The organism is Halomonas sp. EF61, from assembly GCF_040147045.1.
Classification (GTDB): Bacteria; Pseudomonadota; Gammaproteobacteria; order Pseudomonadales; family Halomonadaceae; genus Halomonas; species Halomonas litopenaei.
This window is the reverse complement of sequence record NZ_JAMSHM010000001.1, coordinates 1,850,750-1,867,830: the sequence shown is the minus strand read 5'-3', so window position 1 is coordinate 1,867,830 and position 17,081 is coordinate 1,850,750. Positions and strand designations below refer to the sequence as shown.

Below are 17,081 nucleotides of genomic sequence, written 5' to 3'. Positions count from 1 at the left end.
ACATTTACCCTCTTTTGAGATGCCTCTTAAAATAAATGAATAGTTATTCACTTTCAAAGCCCGCCGAGCCAAGGTCTCACTTCCGTTTGGTGCGCGCCTCCATGCCTCCCCTTGATGGCCAACTGCAGCCGCCGGCACGGACTGGTATGATCTGGCCTCCCGTCCGTCAGCGGTGCCCGCAGCAGGAGTCCGTCCGTGTCCAGCAGTACTCATTCCGTGGCCAAGGTTCGTTCCCGGCGGCTTTCGCGCTGGGGCTGGTTGACGCTGGCTGTCGCCGCGGTGGTGGCACTGCCGGTGCTGGTGATCCTGGCCCATATTCTGGTGCCCGCCGGCGATATCTGGCGTCACCTGGCCGACACTGTGCTGACGCGTTATCTGCTCAACACCCTGTTCCTGGTACTCAGCGTCGGCCTTGGCACCCTGGCCATAGGTACCGGCTGCGCCTGGCTGGTAGTAATGTGCCGTTTTCCCGGCAAGCGCCTGTTCGAATGGGCCATGCTGCTGCCGTTGGCGGTACCCACCTACGTCATCGCCTACGCCTACACTGACTTCCTGCAGTACGCAGGGCCGGTGCAGGAGGCCCTGCGCGAAGCCTTCGGCTGGTCCCGCGGGGACTACTGGTTCCCCGACATCCGCTCGTTACCGGGTGCCGCCACCCTGATCACCCTGGTGCTCTACCCCTACGTGTACATGCTGGCCAGGGCGGCCTTCCTCGAGCAGTCGGTGTGCATGCTCGACGTGGGACGCACCCTGGGCCGCGGCCCCTGGCAGATGTTTACCCAGGTGGCGGTACCGCTGGCGCGACCGGCGCTGGTGGGGGGCGTGTCGCTGGCCTTGATGGAAACCCTCAACGAGTTCGGCGCGGTGCAGTACTTCGGCGTGGATACCTTCACCACCGGCATCTATCGCACCTGGTTCGGACTTGGCGAACAGGTCGCCGCCGCCCAGTTGGCGGCGTGCCTGCTGGCCTTCGTGATCCTGTTCGTGCTGCTGGAGCGCTGGTCCCGGGGCAAGCGCCGCTTCCACCACACCTCTCACCGCTACCAGCAACTACCGGAGTACCGTCTAAGCGGTGCACGCGCCTGGGCGGCCACCCTGGCCTGCGCGCTGCCGGTGACGGTGGGCTTCCTGTTGCCCTGCCTGCTGCTGGGGTACATGGCGCTGAAGGCCGGAGACAGCGTGCTGGGCAGCGCCTTTTTCGAGTACGCAGGCAACAGCCTGCTGCTGGCAGCCGTCGCCGCCCTGATCGCGGTGGGGCTGGCGGTGGTGCTGAGCTATGGCGCCCGACTCGAACAGGGCCCGCTGACCCGCACGGCCACGCGGGTGGCCTCGCTGGGCTACGCGATTCCGGGGTCGGTGGTGGCGGTAGGCATCCTGATCCCCTTCGCCTGGGTCGACGTCCAGCTCAACCAGCTGTACAAGGCCGCCACCGGGGAGGTGATCGGCCTGATCCTCAGCGGTACCGCCTTTATCCTGATCTATGCCTATGTGGTGCGTTTTCTCGCGGTGTCGTTCAACGCCGTGGAAGCGAGCCTGGGCAAGGTCACCCCGTCGATGGACGCGGCGGCCCGAACCCTCGGCGAAACCGCCACCGGCACCCTCCGCAAGGTGCACACGCCGATCATGCGCGGCAGCCTGCTGGCCGCCGGGATCCTGGTCTTCGTCGACGTGATGAAGGAGCTGCCGGCCACCATCATCCTGCGCCCGTTCAACTTCGACACCCTGGCGGTGCGAGCCCACAACCTGGCCGCTGACGAACGCCTGGCCGAGGCCTCGACAGCGTCCCTGGCCATCGTTGCCGTGGGGATCATTCCGGTGGTGCTGCTGAGCCTGGCGATGCGCCGCTCGCGCCCGGGCCAGGCCAGCGACTGACGCTGGCCCCTGCTGTATACGACTGGATACGAATAGTCCTCCCCTGGTGCGCCGGGGCCAGGGGCCCTAGACGGCCTCGAGGCCGGACGCCTCGGCGGGGAACACGAATACCTGGGCCGGGTCGAGACTGACCTGCACGGCCTGGCCTTCCCTCGGCAGAAAGACCCCGGGTACCCGGGCGTGCATGTGGGCCTCCTGGCCATCGATACCGTGCACGCAGAGGTGCAGCAGACTGCAACGCCCCAGCAGTCGTGCCATCAGCACGTGGCTGTGGTGGGCGTGCTGGCCGTCGCTCTCGATTTCCACCACCCTGAGCGCCTCCGGGCGCATCAGCACCTGGGCGCGGGCGCCGTCAGGCAGGTCGGTGGCGACGGGCCCCACCGCGGTATGCACATAGCCACGCTGGGCGACGCCTTCCAGGCGATTGACGTCCCCGAAGAAGGTCACCACGAAGGGGTCGGCCGGCGCGCAGTAGAGCTCTTCCGGCGTGCCTACCTGCACCACCCGACCATCGCGCATCAGCACGATGCGATCGGCCATGAACATCGCCTCTTCGGGGTCATGGGTCACCAGTAGGGTGCCGGCGCCCACCTGCTTGAGCACGTGCAGGGTGTCATCGCGGATACGGTCCCTGAGACGCGCGTCGAGGCTCGAGAAAGGCTCGTCCAGCAGCATCAATTGCGGCGAGGGCGCCAGGGCCCTGGCCAGGGCCACCCGCTGCTGCTGGCCACCGGACAGGGTGTGCGGGAAGGCCTCGGAGTAGCCGTCCATACCCAGCTGAGCGAGCAGTTCCAGGGCTCGTTCACGGCGCGCCCGCGCCGGCATCCCCTTGAGCCCGAAGGTCACGTTGTCGAGCACGCTCAAGTGGGGAAACAGTGCCGATTCCTGGAAGGCCAGCCCCACGCTGCGCTTCTCCGGCGGCACGTGGGGACGCCCCGGTGCGGCCAGGGTCTGGCCGTCGAACTTGAGCTCCCCCTGCTGCAACGCCTCGAGTCCGGCGACGATGCGCAGCAGCGTCGTCTTGCCACAGCCCGACGGCCCGAGCAGGCACACCACCTCGCCCGGCGCGATGTCGAAGGAGGCGTCGCTGACGGCAAGCTTGCTGTCGTATCGATGCTGGATATTGCGCACAGCCAGCAGAGGATCGGCGACAACGCCTTCCTCGAAGGTCTGCTCGGAAACGGTGGCGGAGCTGGCAAGGTGTGAGGTCATGGAAGGGATCGCGTGTCGAAGGTCGGATGGACGACGGCGAAAGCCGATGGGTTGGCCATGGTAACGCGAATCCTTTCGACACGCCTTCTCCTTTGCCTGTGCGATATCTCCCGCGCTAGTGGGTCAGCCTCGCCGCCCTGCCGGCTCCCGAAGCAGCGGGTGCCAGGGGGCGCAGCGCCAGGCTGGAGCGCCCGATGGTCGGAGGTATCCGCCCCCGACGTAGCCCCCATCAGTACATCGATCGTGCCCCCTCCACTATGCCGAGAGAAGCACCCTACATCAGCCCAAGGAGGCACAGTGATTGACGCCGTGCCCGGGAGGTCGTTCAATACGGACACCGAATGACACGTATTATCATTCCATCCGCCACTCGAGGTCTCCGATGTCCAACGTCTCTCGTCTTGCCATCGCCATCGCCCTGGCCGGCGCTTCCGGTCTCGCCTACGCCGACGGCAGCGTCAATGTGTACTCGGCACGTCACTACGACTCCGACCAGGCCATGTACGACGCCTTCACCGAACAGACCGGCATTGAGGTCAACGTGCTGCAGGGCGATTCCGACCAGCTCATCCAGCGCATCAAGCGCGAGGGCGAGGCCAGCCCCGCCGACATCATGATGACCGTGGACGCCGGCCGCCTGTGGCGCGCCGAGGAGGAAGGCATCTTCGCGCCGGTGGACTCCGAGGTGCTCAACGAGCGCCTGCCCGAGAGCATGCGCCACCCCGAAGGCGACTGGTTCGGCTTCAGCCAGCGCGTGCGGGCGATCTTCTACAACCCCGAGACCATCGAGCCCGAGCAGGTCGACAGCTACGAGAAGCTGGCCGATCCCAGCCTCAAGGGCAAGATCTGCATCCGTTCCTCCAACAACATCTACAACCAGTCACTGCTGGCCTCGATGGTCGAGCACCACGGTGAGGAAGGTGCCGAAGAGTGGGCCCAGGGCGTGGTCGACAACATGGCTCGCGACCCCGAGGGTGGCGACCGCGACCAGATCAAGGGCGTAGCCAGCGGCGAGTGCGACGTGGCGGTGGCCAACCACTACTACTACGTGCGTCTGCTGACCTCCGACGACGCCGACGAGCGCGAGGCCGCCGAAAGCGTGCAGATCCTGTTCCCCAACCAGGATGACCGTGGTGCCCACGTCAACGTCGGCGGTGCCGGCCTGGTCAAGGGTGCACCTAACCACGACAACGCCGTCGCCTTCCTCGAGTTCCTGGCCTCCGACGAAGCTCAGGAACTGTTCGCCGTGGGCAACCACGAATTCCCGGTGGTCGAGGGCGTCGCCGTGGACGAGGTACTCGGCTCCTGGGGCGAGTTCAAGAAGGACGAAGTCAACGTCAGCGTGCTGGGCGAGAACAACCCGGAAGCGGTCAAGATCTTCGATCGCGTCGGCTGGCGTTAAGCCCGTCCACGCCAGGCCCTCGCCGCTGATGAGGGCCTGCGCAAGCAGCACAAACGCCAAGGCCACAACGACAGGGCCCGTGCCGATCGGCACGGGCCCTGTCATTGGTGCAGTCAATGGACCCGTCATGGGTCCAACAGCGGCAGTCAGCCGTCGGTGGACTCCAGACGCAGATCATCCGGATGCTGCCACACATCCAGGCTGCCCATACGGCGGCCGCGGTCGTTGAGGAAGGTTTCCAGCGTCACGGTGGTGTCGCTGCCGGCCCTGGAGAAGACCAGACGATCGGACGTCTCGCGGGTGGAGGTCCAGTCACTGCCCAGGCACTGGCCAAGGGCCTCACCACCGGCCACCAGGGCACCACGTGGGTCGTCACTGTCCATCCGTCCGAAACAGGAGTAGTGATCCGGGCGCTGCGCCGAGGTGATCAGACAGGAGTCGTGGAAGGCCTGGACATCGGTTTCCCAGCTGCGGGTCAGCCGAGTGTCGTCGAAGCGTCCCTTGATGTCGGTGAAATCATTGTCGGCACTGGCCACGGCCTGATTGAGGGCGTCGCAGTCGAACATCTCGGCCGCCGTCTGCGGTTGTGAGGTCGACGCACAGCCAGCCAGTGTCAGCATGGCCACAGCGGCCCATCCCATCTTTCCCCGTGTCATATCCTTGTCTCCGGCAGTGAGGCCGTGGCAACCACGACCAGATAAGCAATCCATGACCGACACCATAGCACCCGCAGTGCCATCTCGGCAGTCTGAAGACCTACTTCGCGTGACGCGAGTGACTAGACGGTGGTGGCGACATCCAGTTCCTTCAGCGCCTCATCCAGCATTTCGGCGAATACGGCGATGGCCAGAGGCAGCGGACGATCCTTGGCCACACACATTTCCAACTGTGCCGCAGCGATACCGCGATCCCGCAAAGGCACAAAGACAAGCTCCCCCTCGGCCAGTTCACGTGTCACATCCAGCGGATTGAGAAACGCCACCCCCACGCCCTCTCTGGCGAGCGACTTCATGCTCAGGATGCGGCCACACGCGGCAACGGCGGAGAGCCGCACGTCCTGAGTGGACAGCGCGCGTTCCAGAGTAGAGCCACGAAACATTGCCTGGTCCGGCAAGATCACCGGGACGTTCTCGAAATCCTTGAGGCGCAGCTCGCTCGCCCTGGCCAGAGCGTGCCACGGCGCCATGACCGCCCCGAAACGCAATTCGAGCCGTCGCAGGGTACGCAGGCGCGGATTGGACGGCGGATTGATGCAAAGCCCGATGTCAGCCTCTCCCGACAGGATAGCGTCGATGATGGGGTCGGTAAGATCGGTGGTCAGGTCGAAACGCACACGAGGATAGCGCTCCATGAAGCGCCGAATGGTCACCGGCAGCAGGCGGTCGGTCACTGACTCCACCGACGCGACCCGCACCTCACTGGTACCGGTGCCACGGATATCGTCCAGCACCCCCAGCAGCTGACGTTCGTCCCGCTGCCACTGTCGCACCTGATAGACCAGCAGCTCGCCCGCCGAGGACAGGCGCAGGCCGCGGGGAAGCCGCTCAAACAGCGGTACGCCAAGCTCGTCCTCCAGCTTGAGGATCTGGCGATTGACCGCCGATGCTGCCACATGGAGGTGGTCTGCGGCCCTGCGGATCGACCCTTGTCGGGCAACCTCATCGAAATAGCGTAGCGCGGTGGTCATCAAGGGCACGCGGTGTCTCCTGATTCGTCAGACCATGGCTGGCTCACTAATCGTTGCCATTTCGGCAACACATCTAACGAAAAACGATGATAGACGCGCACACTGACTCAGCGCTAGCTTTCACCTGAAACCCGCTGAAGAAACGCGGTTCGGCAAACACCTGGACGCACACTCTTGAACGACAACAACAATGAGGCCACCCATGTCTTCTCCTCTTCACACCGATTCCGTCGATCCGGTGGACGAACGGCTGCCACTGAAGGCTGCCATCCTCTACGGCTTGCAGCACGTACTGGTGATGGCAGCCGCACCGATCACGGCGGTCTTCCTGGTCGGCCAGGCGCTGGGCTTCGGGCCTGACGTCACGGTACCGCTGATGAGCGCCACCTTCCTCGCCTGTGGCCTCGGCACCCTGCTGCAATCCATCGGGGTACTGGGCTTCGGCGCGAGACTCCCGTTCGTGCAGGTACCTGGCGGTGCCCCCATCGTCATCTTTCTGGCGATCGCCCAGGCCACCGATATCCAGACCGCCACCGGTGCGGTGAATCTGACCGCCTTGTTCTACTTCCTGGCACTGCCCTTCTTCACCCGAGTTCTCCGCTTCTTTCCGCCCATCGTGATCGGCACCATGCTGCTGCTGGTGGCCATCAACCTGGTCAAGATCTTCGGTGGTCTCATCGCCGGGCGCCCTGACAGCCCCGACTTCGCCGCCCCTTCGACCATTCTGCTGGCGCTGGCTACCATCGCCTGCATCGTCGTGAGTGCCAGAGTGTTTACCGGCGCCCTGCGTCGCATCTCGGTGATGATCGGGCTTGTCATGGGTGCGCTGATCGCGGCAGCCTTCGGACACCTCAGCGTGGCGGGCATCCTCGATGGCCCCTTGATCGCCCTGCCCCAACTCTTTCCTTTCGGCATGCCCAAGTTCGACCTGCTGGCGTCGCTGCCGCTGATCATCTTCAGCGTGGTGTCGATGACCGAGGCCACCGGCCAGACCATGGCCACCGCCGAAATCGTCGGCAAGCGTGGCGACGCCAAGGCCCTGGTCCCCAGGAACATTCGCGCCGACGCCCTGGGCTCGCTGTTTGGCGGCTGCCTCGGCACCTCGCTGATCATCACCAGCGGCGAGAATATCGGCATCATCCGGGCCACTGGCGTGCGCTCGCGCTATGTCACCATCGCCGCCGGCTGTCTGCTGATCCTGCTGGCCATGCTGGCACCTCTGGGCCGACTGGCCGCCACCCTGCCGACACCGGTGGTGGCCGGCACCGCCGTCATCGTCTTCGCCATCATCGGGGTCATGGGCATCAATATCCTGCGCCGCGTCGACTTCAATGAGCACGGCAACCTCTTCACGCTGGCCTCGGCGCTGGCCATGGGTCTGCTGCCGATCGTTGTACCGGGCTTCTACTCTGCCTTCCCGACCCACCTGCAGATCATCCTGGGTAATGGACTGGCCATGGGCACTCTCACCGCGGTGATCGTCAACCTGGCCTTCTACCACCTGGGCAGCGGCAACAGCGCCCGAGAGACTCATCCCATCCACACCGAAGCTCCGGAGACAGATTCATGACGCTCGATCAGCAACTGCGCCAGCGACTCTCGGCCAGCGAGCTGCTGCTGTGCCCTGGCGAACTGCTTGCGAATGGAAGCATTCAGCGTGACATGGGAGTCGTGACGAGCGCCGGGCGCTTCATCGATATCGGACCCAAGGAAGCCCTGGTCGCCCGTCATCCGACGTTGTCCCCGATCGACCTGCCGGGACACCTGATGATGCCGGGGTTCGTCGACAGCCACCATCATCTGACCCAGTCACTGGGCAAGTCGCTGGTGTTCGGAGAACCCTCCGAAATCTTTCGACGCATCTGGGTGCCGCTGGAATCCAGCCTGGACGAGCGACTGCTTCACTTGTCGTCCAAACTGGCGGCGCTCGAGGCCTTGCGCGGAGGCTTTACCACTGCGGTGGACGCGGGCACCCGCAGTGCGGGGGAAATCGGCGCACTCGCCAAGGCGGCCGAAGAGAGCGGGCTTCGCTGCGTGCTCGGCATGATCTGCAATGATCGCGGCGGTAGCGGTTCGCCCCAGCAACGCAACGCCATTCTCGACCGTGCCGTGGCCCACCTGGCGGACTACCGCGACCACGCGTTGATCCATCCATCCCTGGCAATTTCCATTCCCGAAGCGGCCAGCGACGATATGCTCAATGACGTCGCCACGCTATGCCGCGACAAGGGAGCGATCTTCCAGAGCCACGTCAACGAGCACCTCCAGGCGGTCGAACGTTCTCTGGTAACGCGCTCACAGCGGCCGCTGGAGCATCTGCACGCGGTGGGCGCACTCGGCCCACAGACCCTGATCGCCCACGCCACCCTGGTCACGCCAGACGAACTCAATCTGCTGCGAGATACCGATACCGCGGTGGCCTTCAATCCGGTCGCCAGCAGCTGGAAAGGCAACGCGGTCGCACCCGCCCTGCAGATGGCGGCGCTTGGCATCCGTTTCGGGCTCGGTACAGACGGTACCCGCAGTGATGGCTTTCGCCTGATGGATGCGGCCGAGACCAGCCAGCGAATGGCCTTCGGTCTGGCTACCGGCGACAGCTCCTGCGGCGGTGGCTGGCGCTGGCTGGAACACGCTACCCTGGGCAGCGCCGAGTGCTGCGGGCTTGGCAGCATCGCCGGCGACATCACTGTGGATAAAGCCGCCGACTTCCTGCTGGTGGATCTCGAGGTGCCTGAGATGACGCCTTCCTGGGACCGGCCCTGGGAACTTGTGCGCTACGGCAATCGGGATCAGATCGAAGCCGTGTTCACCGCTGGCCGACTGAGACTCTGGCAAGGCTGGCCAGTGGACTGGGACGCACGGGCACTGCTTGCTGAAGTCCGCGAGGTGGCTCCCGCCGCCATCAACAAGGCACCGATCCAGCGGGTCCATCCGACCTCCGAGGTGCATCGCGAGCGCCATGGAAAAGCTGGTGAAGCGACGCCCTTCAGGCAGCGAGGCAATGGGGAGCCCCGATGCTGACGACCACTACCTATGCGATCGCCGCCGTAGCCACCCTGCTGGCGTCCTTCGTCCAGGGTGCCATCGGTATCGGTTTCGCGCTGATTGTGGCCCCGGTGCTGGGAATACTGGCACCGACTCTGCTGCCGGTGGCATTGCTGGTCCTGATGCTTCCGCTGAATCTGCTGGTGGCGCTGCGCGAGCGCGAGGCCATCGACTGGCGCGGCAGCGCCTGGATCAGCGCTGGACGATTGCCAGGCACCCTGGCCGGGCTCGCGGTGTTGATGGTGCTGAGCACCCAAGGGCTCAACCAGTTGATCGGAGCGTCCACCGTGCTCGCGGTGCTGGTCGCCCTCTTTGCTCCGGTGTTTCGACCGGGCACCGGCGCCTGCCTCACGGTGGGTGCCATCACCGGTGTCACCGAAACCGCCACCGGGGTCGGTGGCCCTCCCCTGGCCCTGCTCTACCAGCATCGACCGGGTCCCGAGCTGCGTTCCACCATTGCCTGCTGCTTCGTGGTCGGCGAAGTGCTGTCACTGTTGATTCTCGCCATGGCAGGTGCCGTGCAACAGACACAGCTGTGGTGGGCGCTAGCTCTACTTCCCCCCCTGCTGATCGGTACCGTCTTGAGCCGAATCATGCACCAGCGTCTGGATGCCAAGCGCCTGCGTCAGGGGGTCCTGTTGTTTGCGCTACTCTCCGGGCTGTTCCTGATGGTGCCGCGATAGCCAGCGTCTGTCTTTTGCGCGAGCGATCAAGACGGCTAAGCTGACAGGGCCACCTCTCGCTCAAGGATAGGGAATGTCCGCCATCTTGCTCTGGACGCTGGTCGCCATCATCGCCACCGCCATCATCTGGAAGGGCAGCGGTCTGCTCGAACGCTCGAGCCAGCGCCTGTCGGCCTACTACCGGCTGCCGGAAATCGTTCAGGGTGCCATCGTGGTGGCGGTGGGGTCGAGCTTCCCGGAGCTGTCCACCACCGTCATCTCGACCCTGGTCCACGGCGAGTTCGAGCTCGGTGTGGCGGCCATCGTCGGCTCGGCGCTGTTCAATATCCTGGTGATTCCCGGGCTCAGCGGGTTGGCCTCGAAGTCACCGCTTCAGGCCAATCGCGACCTGGTCTACAAGGAAGCCCAGTTCTACATGATCGCGGTGGCGGTGCTGACCCTGACCTTCGCCTTCGCCGCCATCTACCACCCGGTGGAGACCTCGCCCCAGGGCGGCAGCATCCAGGGCGAGATGACCCGCTGGCTGGCCTTGATGCCGGTAGCCCTGTACGGGCTCTACCTATTTGTGCAGTACCAGGACACTCTGGATCATGAATCCGACGAGGACGTCAGCGACATCCGCCCGGGACGAGAGTGGGGACGACTGGTGCTGTCGCTGGTGGTCATCGTGGTCGGCGTCGAGGGGCTGGTGCGCGCGGCGATCAACTTCGGCGAGATCTTCGGCACCCCGAGCTTCCTGTGGGGCATCACCGTGGTTGCGGCCGGCACCTCGATTCCCGATGCCTTCGTCTCCATCCGCGCGGCACGCCAGGGACGCGGCGTCACCAGCATCGCCAATGTGCTCGGCAGCAACACCTTCGACCTGCTGGTGTGCATCCCGGCAGGCGTGCTGATCGCCGGTACCGCGGTGATCGACTTCTCGCTGGCGGCGCCGATGATGGCCGCGCTGACCTTCGCCACGGTGCTGCTGTTTCTGATGATGCGCACCCACATGATCCTGTCGCGGCGCGAGTCGATCTGTCTGCTGGTGGTCTACGCGGCCTTAGTGGTGTGGGTCTCGCTCGAGTCCTTCGGCACCATCGACCTGGTGCCACACCTGCCGCCATCGGGCGCTGTCAGCGCCCACGCCACGACTGGATAGCGATGACACTAGGCGCCCAGACGATCGGCCAGATCGATCAACGAGGTGCAGTGGAGATCGTTGTCGGGTGAGCCATCCACCGCCTTGGGGACGTCTTCGCCGAACTCATGGGGACGCTCGATGTAGGCGGTCTTGAGGCCGCAGCGGCGGGCGGCGTCGAGGTCGTCCTGATGGGCGGCCACCAGCATCACCTCCTCGGGGGCCACCTCGAAGACCTCGGCCACTCCCAGGTAGGTGTCGGGATGCGGCTTGTAGGCGCGAAAGACCTCGGCGGACAGGATCAGGTCCCAGGGCAGGCCGGCGTGCTTGGCCATATTGGCGAGCAGCCCCAGGTTGCCATTGGACAGGGTGCACAGGGTATAGCCGCGCTTGAGCCGTGACAGCCCCTCGACGCTGTCGGGCCAGGGCGCCAGACGATGCCAGGCGCGGTTGAGATGGGCCCTGCCCGCCTCGTCCAGTGCCAGCCCGTGGCGATCGAGCAGCTCATCGAGAATCATCCGATGCAAGTCGTCGATACGTGTCCAGCCAAGCTCGCCGGACATCACCCTGTCCATGGCCGGCCGATAGCCCGCGCGCCAGGCTCTGGCGAAGTCCGCGGGCGTCATCGATGCCGATGCAGCAGGCGACGTGAGCAAACCCAACGCCTCGACCTCCCGGGCGATGCTCCCGTGCCAGTCGACCACAGTGCCGAAGATATCGAAGGCGAGTATCTGCGGGCGTACCGGTGCTGTCGTCATGGTCGCTCTCCTTGTTTCGCGGCCGGTGGGTCTTGTCCAAAGTCGTAGCGGTACCCTACGGCGGGTACCAAGGCTTGGCCTAGCGCTTTGGGTCTGCCGCCCCGGGCGCCAACCTCGCCCTGAGCGACTCGGCAAGAAAGTCGAGAAACAGGCGTATACGCACGACCTGACGCATGTCCTGGTGGGCCAACAGCCACAGGTCCACCGCCAATGCCTCCAACTCATCTCCTACCTGTTTCAAGCCGACATCAGCATCGCCCAGATAACGAGGAAGCACCACCGCCCCCAAGCCACGCCTGGCGGCCTGCTGCCGCCCCAGCAGGCTATCGCAACGGAAGCGGACCATCGCTTGCTCGACCTTGTCTTCCATCCAAGCCGCCAGCGCCGCATCGTCGGGGCGCTGTCCCTGATCGATCCAGGCGGTAATATCTCCCGGCTCGGAGATCTCGCCATCGCGAGCCACGTAGATCGCCTGGCGGATCGAACCGACTCGCCGACCGACCAACGTCTCGGGTGGCTGGTTGGAGGGCCGAATCGCCACCTCGGCGTCGCGAGCGGCCAGATCATAGAGGGCATTGGAGACCGAGACATCAAGCACGATGGCGGGATGGCGTTGCTGGAACGCCTCGAATACCGGCATCAACAGCCCCTGCAGCAAGGAGTCTGTCAGGGTGACGCGAATGACGCCCTCCAGCCGTTGATCCCGCCCCTGGATGCGGCGCGTCACCCCTTCTACCTCCTGGTGCACGCGTGCTGCCGCCTGCGCCATCTCTTCCCCTGCCAAGGTGGGCTGGTAACCACCGGGTGAGCGCTCGAACAACAGCACCCCCAGGCGCCGCTCGATGTTTCGCAGGCGCCGAAACACGGTGGCGTGGCTGACGCCAAGCTGGCGTGCCGCCCCTGAGAGAGAGCCCGAGCGCGAAATCTCGAGCACCGTCCTCAAGTCGTCCCAACTGTTCATTTTTGCAAAGCCTGCTGACAAGAATAGGGAATTTCGTTGCACAAGTGTAAGGCATAGCCTGAACCACACCCACCGCAACGGAGTCGACCATGAATGTCCTGATCGTTCACTGTCACCCTGAACCCCACTCCTTGAACGGCGCCTTGACCGCCATGACCGCCGACACTCTTACCTCCCAGGGCCATCGGGTGGTCATCAGCGACCTGTACGCTGAAGGCTTCGATGCCATTGAACACCCTCGCCACTACCGCAATCGCCAGGACTCGCAGGTGTTTAGTGCACTAACGGAACAACGCCATGCCTTCGAAGAAGGACAGCTTCCCGAGGATGTCGCAAGAGAAATCCAACGGCTGGAACAGGCAGAGCTGGTGATTTTTCAGTTTCCACTGTGGTGGCATGGACCACCGGCCATGCTCAAGGGCTGGTTCGATCGCGTGATGGTGTACGGAGGGATGTACTCCGGAAGTCGCCGCTATGATCGCGGGCGACTCAAGGGCAAACGCGCCATCTGCGCGGTGTCGACAGGATCGCCGGCGGAGGCCTTCGAGCCCACCGGCAGAGCGGGAGACATTGTTCGGCTGATGTACCCCTTCCACTGTTCCCTGTATTACCTGGGCCTCGAAGTGCTGCCACCACAGCTCGCCTTCGGCATCCAGGGCGGCGGCCTCGCCTATCAGGAGGAGACCGCATTCCGCCGGCACCTCGAAAGCACCAAGGCCGACTGGCGGGCCAGGCTCAAGGGCCTGGAAGGGGAGTCGACGATCCCCTTCTCAGGGTGGGATGACTGGGACGAGCAAGGTCGGCTGGGGCTGCGTCATCCTCTGCGATGGCGATAGAAGCTCCGACTCGGCACTCCAGTATCCGCGGCAACGCCTCAGTGCGCCTCGTCCCAGTTGTCACCGCACTCGGCCTCGACGATCAGCGGTACGTCGAGGCTGGCGGCGTTCTGCATGCGCGTCTTGACCTCTTCCATGAAGGTCTCGGCCTGGTCATCTCTGACCTCGAACACCAGTTCGTCATGGACCTGCATCACCATCCAGGCGTCGAAGCCGTCGCTGCCGGCCTGGTCTGCGAGCCAGGCGTCCATATCGATCATCGCGCGCTTGATGATGTCCGCCGCGGTGCCCTGCATCGGTGCGTTGATGGCGGTACGCTCGGCGCCCTGGCGCCGGGCACGGTTCTGGGAGTGGATCTCCGGCAGGTAGAGCCGGCGTCCGAACACCGTCTCGACGTAGCCGTCTTCGGCGGCCTGGGCGCGGATGCGCTCCATGTAGCGTGCGACCCCGGGATAACGATCGAAGTAGCGGTCGATGTAGGTCTTGGCCTGGCTCTGCTCGATATGCAGCTGGCGGCCCAGGCCCCAGGCACTCATGCCGTAGATCAGGCCGAAGTTGATCGCCTTGGCGCTGCGCCGCTGCTCGCCGTTGACCTTGTCCAGGGCCACCCCGAACACCTCGGCGGCGGTGGCGGCGTGGATGTCCTTGTCCTCGGCGAAGGCTGACAACAGGCCCTTGTCGCCGGACAGGTGGGCCATGATGCGCAGCTCGATCTGGGAGTAGTCCGCCGCCACGATGCGATAGCCCGGGCGTGCCACGAAGGCCTGGCGGATGCGCCGTCCCTCGTCGGTGCGAATCGGAATATTCTGCAGGTTGGGGTCGGAAGACGACAGCCGCCCGGTGGCGGTCACCGCCTGGTGGTAGCTGGTGTGGACCCGGCCGGTGGCCTTGTTGACCAGCTTCGGCAGCTTGTCGGTGTAGGTCGAGCGCAGCTTGGACAGGCCGCGATGCTCGATGATCACCTTGGGCAGCGGGTAGTCCAGCGCCAGCTCCTCGAGCACCGCCTCGGCGGTGGAGGGCGCGCCCTTGGGGGTCTTCTTGATCACCGGGATGCCCTGCTCCTCGAACAGGATCTGGCCGAGCTGCTTGGGCGAGCCCAGGTTGAACTCGCGCCCGGCAAGCTCATAGGCGCGGGCCTCGAGCTCGCGAATGCGCTCCCCCAGCTCCCGGCTCTGGGTGTGCAGTAGCTCCGCGTCCAGCGCCACGCCGTTGCGCTCCATGCGCGACAGCACCCGCACCAGCGGGCGTTCGAGCTCGTCGAGGACCTCGGCCAGGCGGCCAGTCTCGTCCACTCGCGGGCGCAGCGTCTGGTGCAGCCGCAGGGTGATGTCGACGTCCTCGCAGGCGTAGGGCGCGGCCTGTTCCAGTGCGATCTGGTTGAAGGTCAGCTGCTTGGCGCCCTTGCCGGCGATGTCCTCGAACTTGACGGTGCCCTCGCCCAGGTACTTGAGCGCCAGCGAGTCCATGTCGTGGCGGGTGGCGGTGGAGTCGAGCACATAGGACTCGAGCATGGTATCCACCAAGGGCCCCTTGACCGGGATGTCGTAGCGCGCCAGCACCGAGATATCGTACTTGAGATTCTGGCCGATCTTGGCGATCGCCTCGTCGGCCAGGATCGGCGCCAGCGCCTCGAGCACCGCCTTGCGATCGAGCTGGGCCGGGGCATCGAGATAGTCGTGGCCCAGCGGAATGTAGGCCGCCTCGCCGGGCGTCAGGCACAGCCCGACACCGACGATGTCGGCCTCCATGTAGTTGAGGCTGGTGGTCTCCAGATCGAAGCAGAAGGCCTCGGCAGCGGCCAGTCGCTCAAGCCAGGCGTCCAGCTCGGCCTGTTCGAGGATCACCGTATCCTGGCGCTCGCTGGAAGGCGTCGCCTGGGCCTTGTTCTTGTTATCGCCTTCGCCTCCGTTGTCCCCCTCGGGGGTGTCGGAACCACCGGCGACATCATCGACGCCTTCATCCTGGCCTGCCAGCAGCTCCGACAGCCAGTTCTTGAACTCCAGGCGTTGATACAGCGTCTTCAGCGCCTCGCGATCCGGCGCGGCGATGGCCAGATCATCGAGGCCGAGCTCCAGCTCGCAGTCGGTCTTGATGGTCGCCAGTTCGTAGGACAGGTAGGCCTTGTCGCGGTGCTCCTCGAGCTTCTTCGGCAGCGTCTTGGCGCCACGAAACGACAGCGTCTTGACCTTGTCGAGATCGCCGTAGATGACGTCGAGCCCGCCTTCCATGCCCTGCAGCAGGCCGATGGCGGTCTTCTCGCCCACTCCGGGGACTCCGGGGATGTTGTCGACCTTGTCACCCATCAGCGCCAGGTAGTCGATGATCAGCTCCGGCGGCAGGCCGAACTTGTCCTTGACCCCGTCCACGTCGAGGGTCTCGCCCTTCATGGTGTTGACCAGGGTGATATGGCCATTGACCAGCTGGGCCATGTCCTTGTCACCGGTGGAAATCACCGCGTCGCGACCGGCGTCGGTGGCCATCTTCGCCAGGGTGCCGATGACGTCGTCGGCCTCGACCCCCTCGATGCACAACAGTGGCAGGCCGAGCGCACGCACGCACTCGTGCAGTGGCTTCACCTGGGCGCGCAGGTCGTCGGGCATCGGTGGCCGCTGGGCCTTGTACTGGTCGTAGAGCTCGTCGCGGAAGGTCTTGCCCGGGGCGTCGAAGATCACCGCCATGGGACTGTCCGGGTAGTCCTTGATCAGCCGCTTGAGCATGTTGATCACGCCCTTGATGGCGCCGGTGGGCTGACCCTCGGAGGTGGTCAGCGGCGGCAGAGCGTGGAAGGCACGGTACAGATAGGAGGAACCGTCGACGAGAACGATGGGGCTTGAGGCCATGGATCGGCGTCCCTGTAAGGATAAATGACTACGATGCCACCCATGATACGCATCCCTTTCGTCTTTTGCCGGACGCTTTTGCGACCTCGACGCGGTCACGGCCATCGCCCTGTCCCTGCGTCAGCCCCTGGCCCGCCCCACGCCCGCCCCCTGTGCCGGCCATCAGGCGTCGACCTGGGGCATCGGCCCTGTTCCTTTACTTTGCGAGGGGAACCTGTGCCGACGTATCATGGTCTGATCGAACAGTGTTCCCTTTGTTTTGCCAACCGTTCATTCTCCCATCCTGGAGACCCACCATGACGATCACCCGCATTGCGAGCGCCCTCCTGCTGTCGCTGGCCCTGCTGGCCGCCGCTTCGCCGGTGCTCGCCCAGGCGCAACCCGACATCAGCGTCCGCCAGGAAGCCAACCAGACGCTGCGCGAGTACCGCGTCAACGGCAAGCTGTACGCCATCAAGGTCGAGCCCAAGGATGGCAGCGCCTACTTCCTGGTCGACCGCAACGGCGACGGCAACTTCGAGCGCCAGGGCGGCGACAACGTCGAGATCCCCGGCTGGGTTCGCTGACCCAAGGCCGTTGCCTGGGCGGCGCGCCCGCCGCTGCGTCCCCTAGCTGTTGATGCCCGTCTGGCAAGCGGCGCGAAAGCCCGCTGAGACCACTCCCGT

14 protein-coding genes are annotated in these 17,081 nt (G+C 65.0%); 8 read left to right on the top strand and 6 right to left on the bottom strand.

The window, feature by feature from the left end:
- The first annotated feature begins 216 nt into the window (after positions 1-216).
- The gene (locus NFI08_RS08260) at positions 217-1,872 is read left to right on the top strand and encodes an ABC transporter permease (RefSeq protein ID WP_231498506.1); all 1,656 of its coding nucleotides are present in this window, start codon (positions 217-219) and stop codon (positions 1,870-1,872) included.
- Between the two features lie 66 nt (positions 1,873-1,938).
- On the opposite strand, the gene NFI08_RS08255 is transcribed toward NFI08_RS08260, so the two are convergent.
- Positions 1,939-3,084: an ABC transporter ATP-binding protein gene (locus NFI08_RS08255; protein ID WP_108448432.1), complete on the bottom strand. Its 1,146-nt coding sequence runs from the start codon at positions 3,082-3,084 to the stop codon at positions 1,939-1,941.
- A gap of 382 nt (positions 3,085-3,466) precedes the next feature.
- On the opposite strand from NFI08_RS08255, the gene NFI08_RS08250 reads away from it, so the two are divergent.
- Positions 3,467-4,486: a Fe(3+) ABC transporter substrate-binding protein gene (locus NFI08_RS08250; protein ID WP_108131134.1), complete on the top strand. Its 1,020-nt coding sequence runs from the start codon at positions 3,467-3,469 to the stop codon at positions 4,484-4,486.
- Positions 4,487-4,632: 146 nt separating this feature from the next.
- On the opposite strand, the gene NFI08_RS08245 is transcribed toward NFI08_RS08250, so the two are convergent.
- Positions 4,633-5,142 carry a hypothetical protein gene (locus NFI08_RS08245; RefSeq protein WP_146164618.1) on the bottom strand — a complete coding sequence of 170 codons (510 nt, stop codon included), beginning with the start codon at positions 5,140-5,142 and terminating at the stop codon, positions 4,633-4,635.
- Positions 5,143-5,264: 122 nt separating this feature from the next.
- Complete coding sequence (locus NFI08_RS08240) at positions 5,265-6,173, bottom strand: LysR family transcriptional regulator (RefSeq protein ID WP_349588789.1); 909 nt, start codon at positions 6,171-6,173, stop codon at positions 5,265-5,267.
- Between the two features lie 202 nt (positions 6,174-6,375).
- On the opposite strand from NFI08_RS08240, the gene NFI08_RS08235 reads away from it, so the two are divergent.
- The 4 genes from NFI08_RS08235 (at position 6,376) to NFI08_RS08220 (ending at position 11,042) form a co-directional block, all read left to right on the top strand.
- Positions 6,376-7,743, top strand: coding sequence for a uracil-xanthine permease family protein (locus tag NFI08_RS08235; RefSeq protein ID WP_349588539.1), 1,368 nt, complete (start codon positions 6,376-6,378; stop codon positions 7,741-7,743).
- Positions 7,740-9,194: an amidohydrolase family protein gene (locus tag NFI08_RS08230; protein ID WP_349588536.1), complete on the top strand. Its 1,455-nt coding sequence runs from the start codon at positions 7,740-7,742 to the stop codon at positions 9,192-9,194. Before NFI08_RS08235 ends, NFI08_RS08230 begins: the two co-directional genes overlap by 4 nt.
- Positions 9,188-9,901, top strand: a complete 714-nt coding sequence (locus tag NFI08_RS08225) for a sulfite exporter TauE/SafE family protein (protein ID WP_197037042.1) — start codon at positions 9,188-9,190, stop codon at positions 9,899-9,901. Before NFI08_RS08230 ends, NFI08_RS08225 begins: the two co-directional genes overlap by 7 nt.
- Positions 9,902-9,974: 73 nt before the next feature.
- Complete coding sequence (locus NFI08_RS08220; protein WP_349588534.1) at positions 9,975-11,042, top strand: sodium:calcium antiporter; 1,068 nt, start codon at positions 9,975-9,977, stop codon at positions 11,040-11,042.
- Between the two features lie 8 nt (positions 11,043-11,050).
- Here NFI08_RS08220 and NFI08_RS08215 read toward each other — a convergent pair whose 3' ends face one another.
- Both NFI08_RS08215 and NFI08_RS08210 read right to left on the bottom strand, forming a co-directional pair.
- Entirely contained in the window at positions 11,051-11,779 is a 729-nt protein-coding gene (locus NFI08_RS08215; protein WP_349588531.1) for a haloacid dehalogenase type II, read from the bottom strand.
- A 79-nt stretch (positions 11,780-11,858) separates the two neighbouring features.
- Complete coding sequence (locus NFI08_RS08210) at positions 11,859-12,740, bottom strand: LysR family transcriptional regulator (protein WP_349588528.1); 882 nt, start codon at positions 12,738-12,740, stop codon at positions 11,859-11,861.
- A gap of 89 nt (positions 12,741-12,829) precedes the next feature.
- On the opposite strand from NFI08_RS08210, the gene NFI08_RS08205 reads away from it, so the two are divergent.
- Positions 12,830-13,576: an NAD(P)H-dependent oxidoreductase gene (locus tag NFI08_RS08205; protein ID WP_108448426.1), complete on the top strand. Its 747-nt coding sequence runs from the start codon at positions 12,830-12,832 to the stop codon at positions 13,574-13,576.
- A 38-nt stretch (positions 13,577-13,614) separates the two neighbouring features.
- On the opposite strand, the gene polA is transcribed toward NFI08_RS08205, so the two are convergent.
- The gene (gene polA / locus NFI08_RS08200; RefSeq protein WP_108448425.1) at positions 13,615-16,416 is read right to left on the bottom strand and encodes a DNA polymerase I; all 2,802 of its coding nucleotides are present in this window, start codon (positions 16,414-16,416) and stop codon (positions 13,615-13,617) included.
- 296 nt (positions 16,417-16,712) lie between these two features.
- Between polA and NFI08_RS08195 the strand changes: the two genes are divergently transcribed.
- Positions 16,713-16,982 (top strand): DUF2782 domain-containing protein, encoded by a 270-nt coding sequence (locus NFI08_RS08195; protein WP_108448424.1) that lies wholly within the window; start codon positions 16,713-16,715, stop codon positions 16,980-16,982.
- Positions 16,983-17,081: the final 99 nt, after the last annotated feature.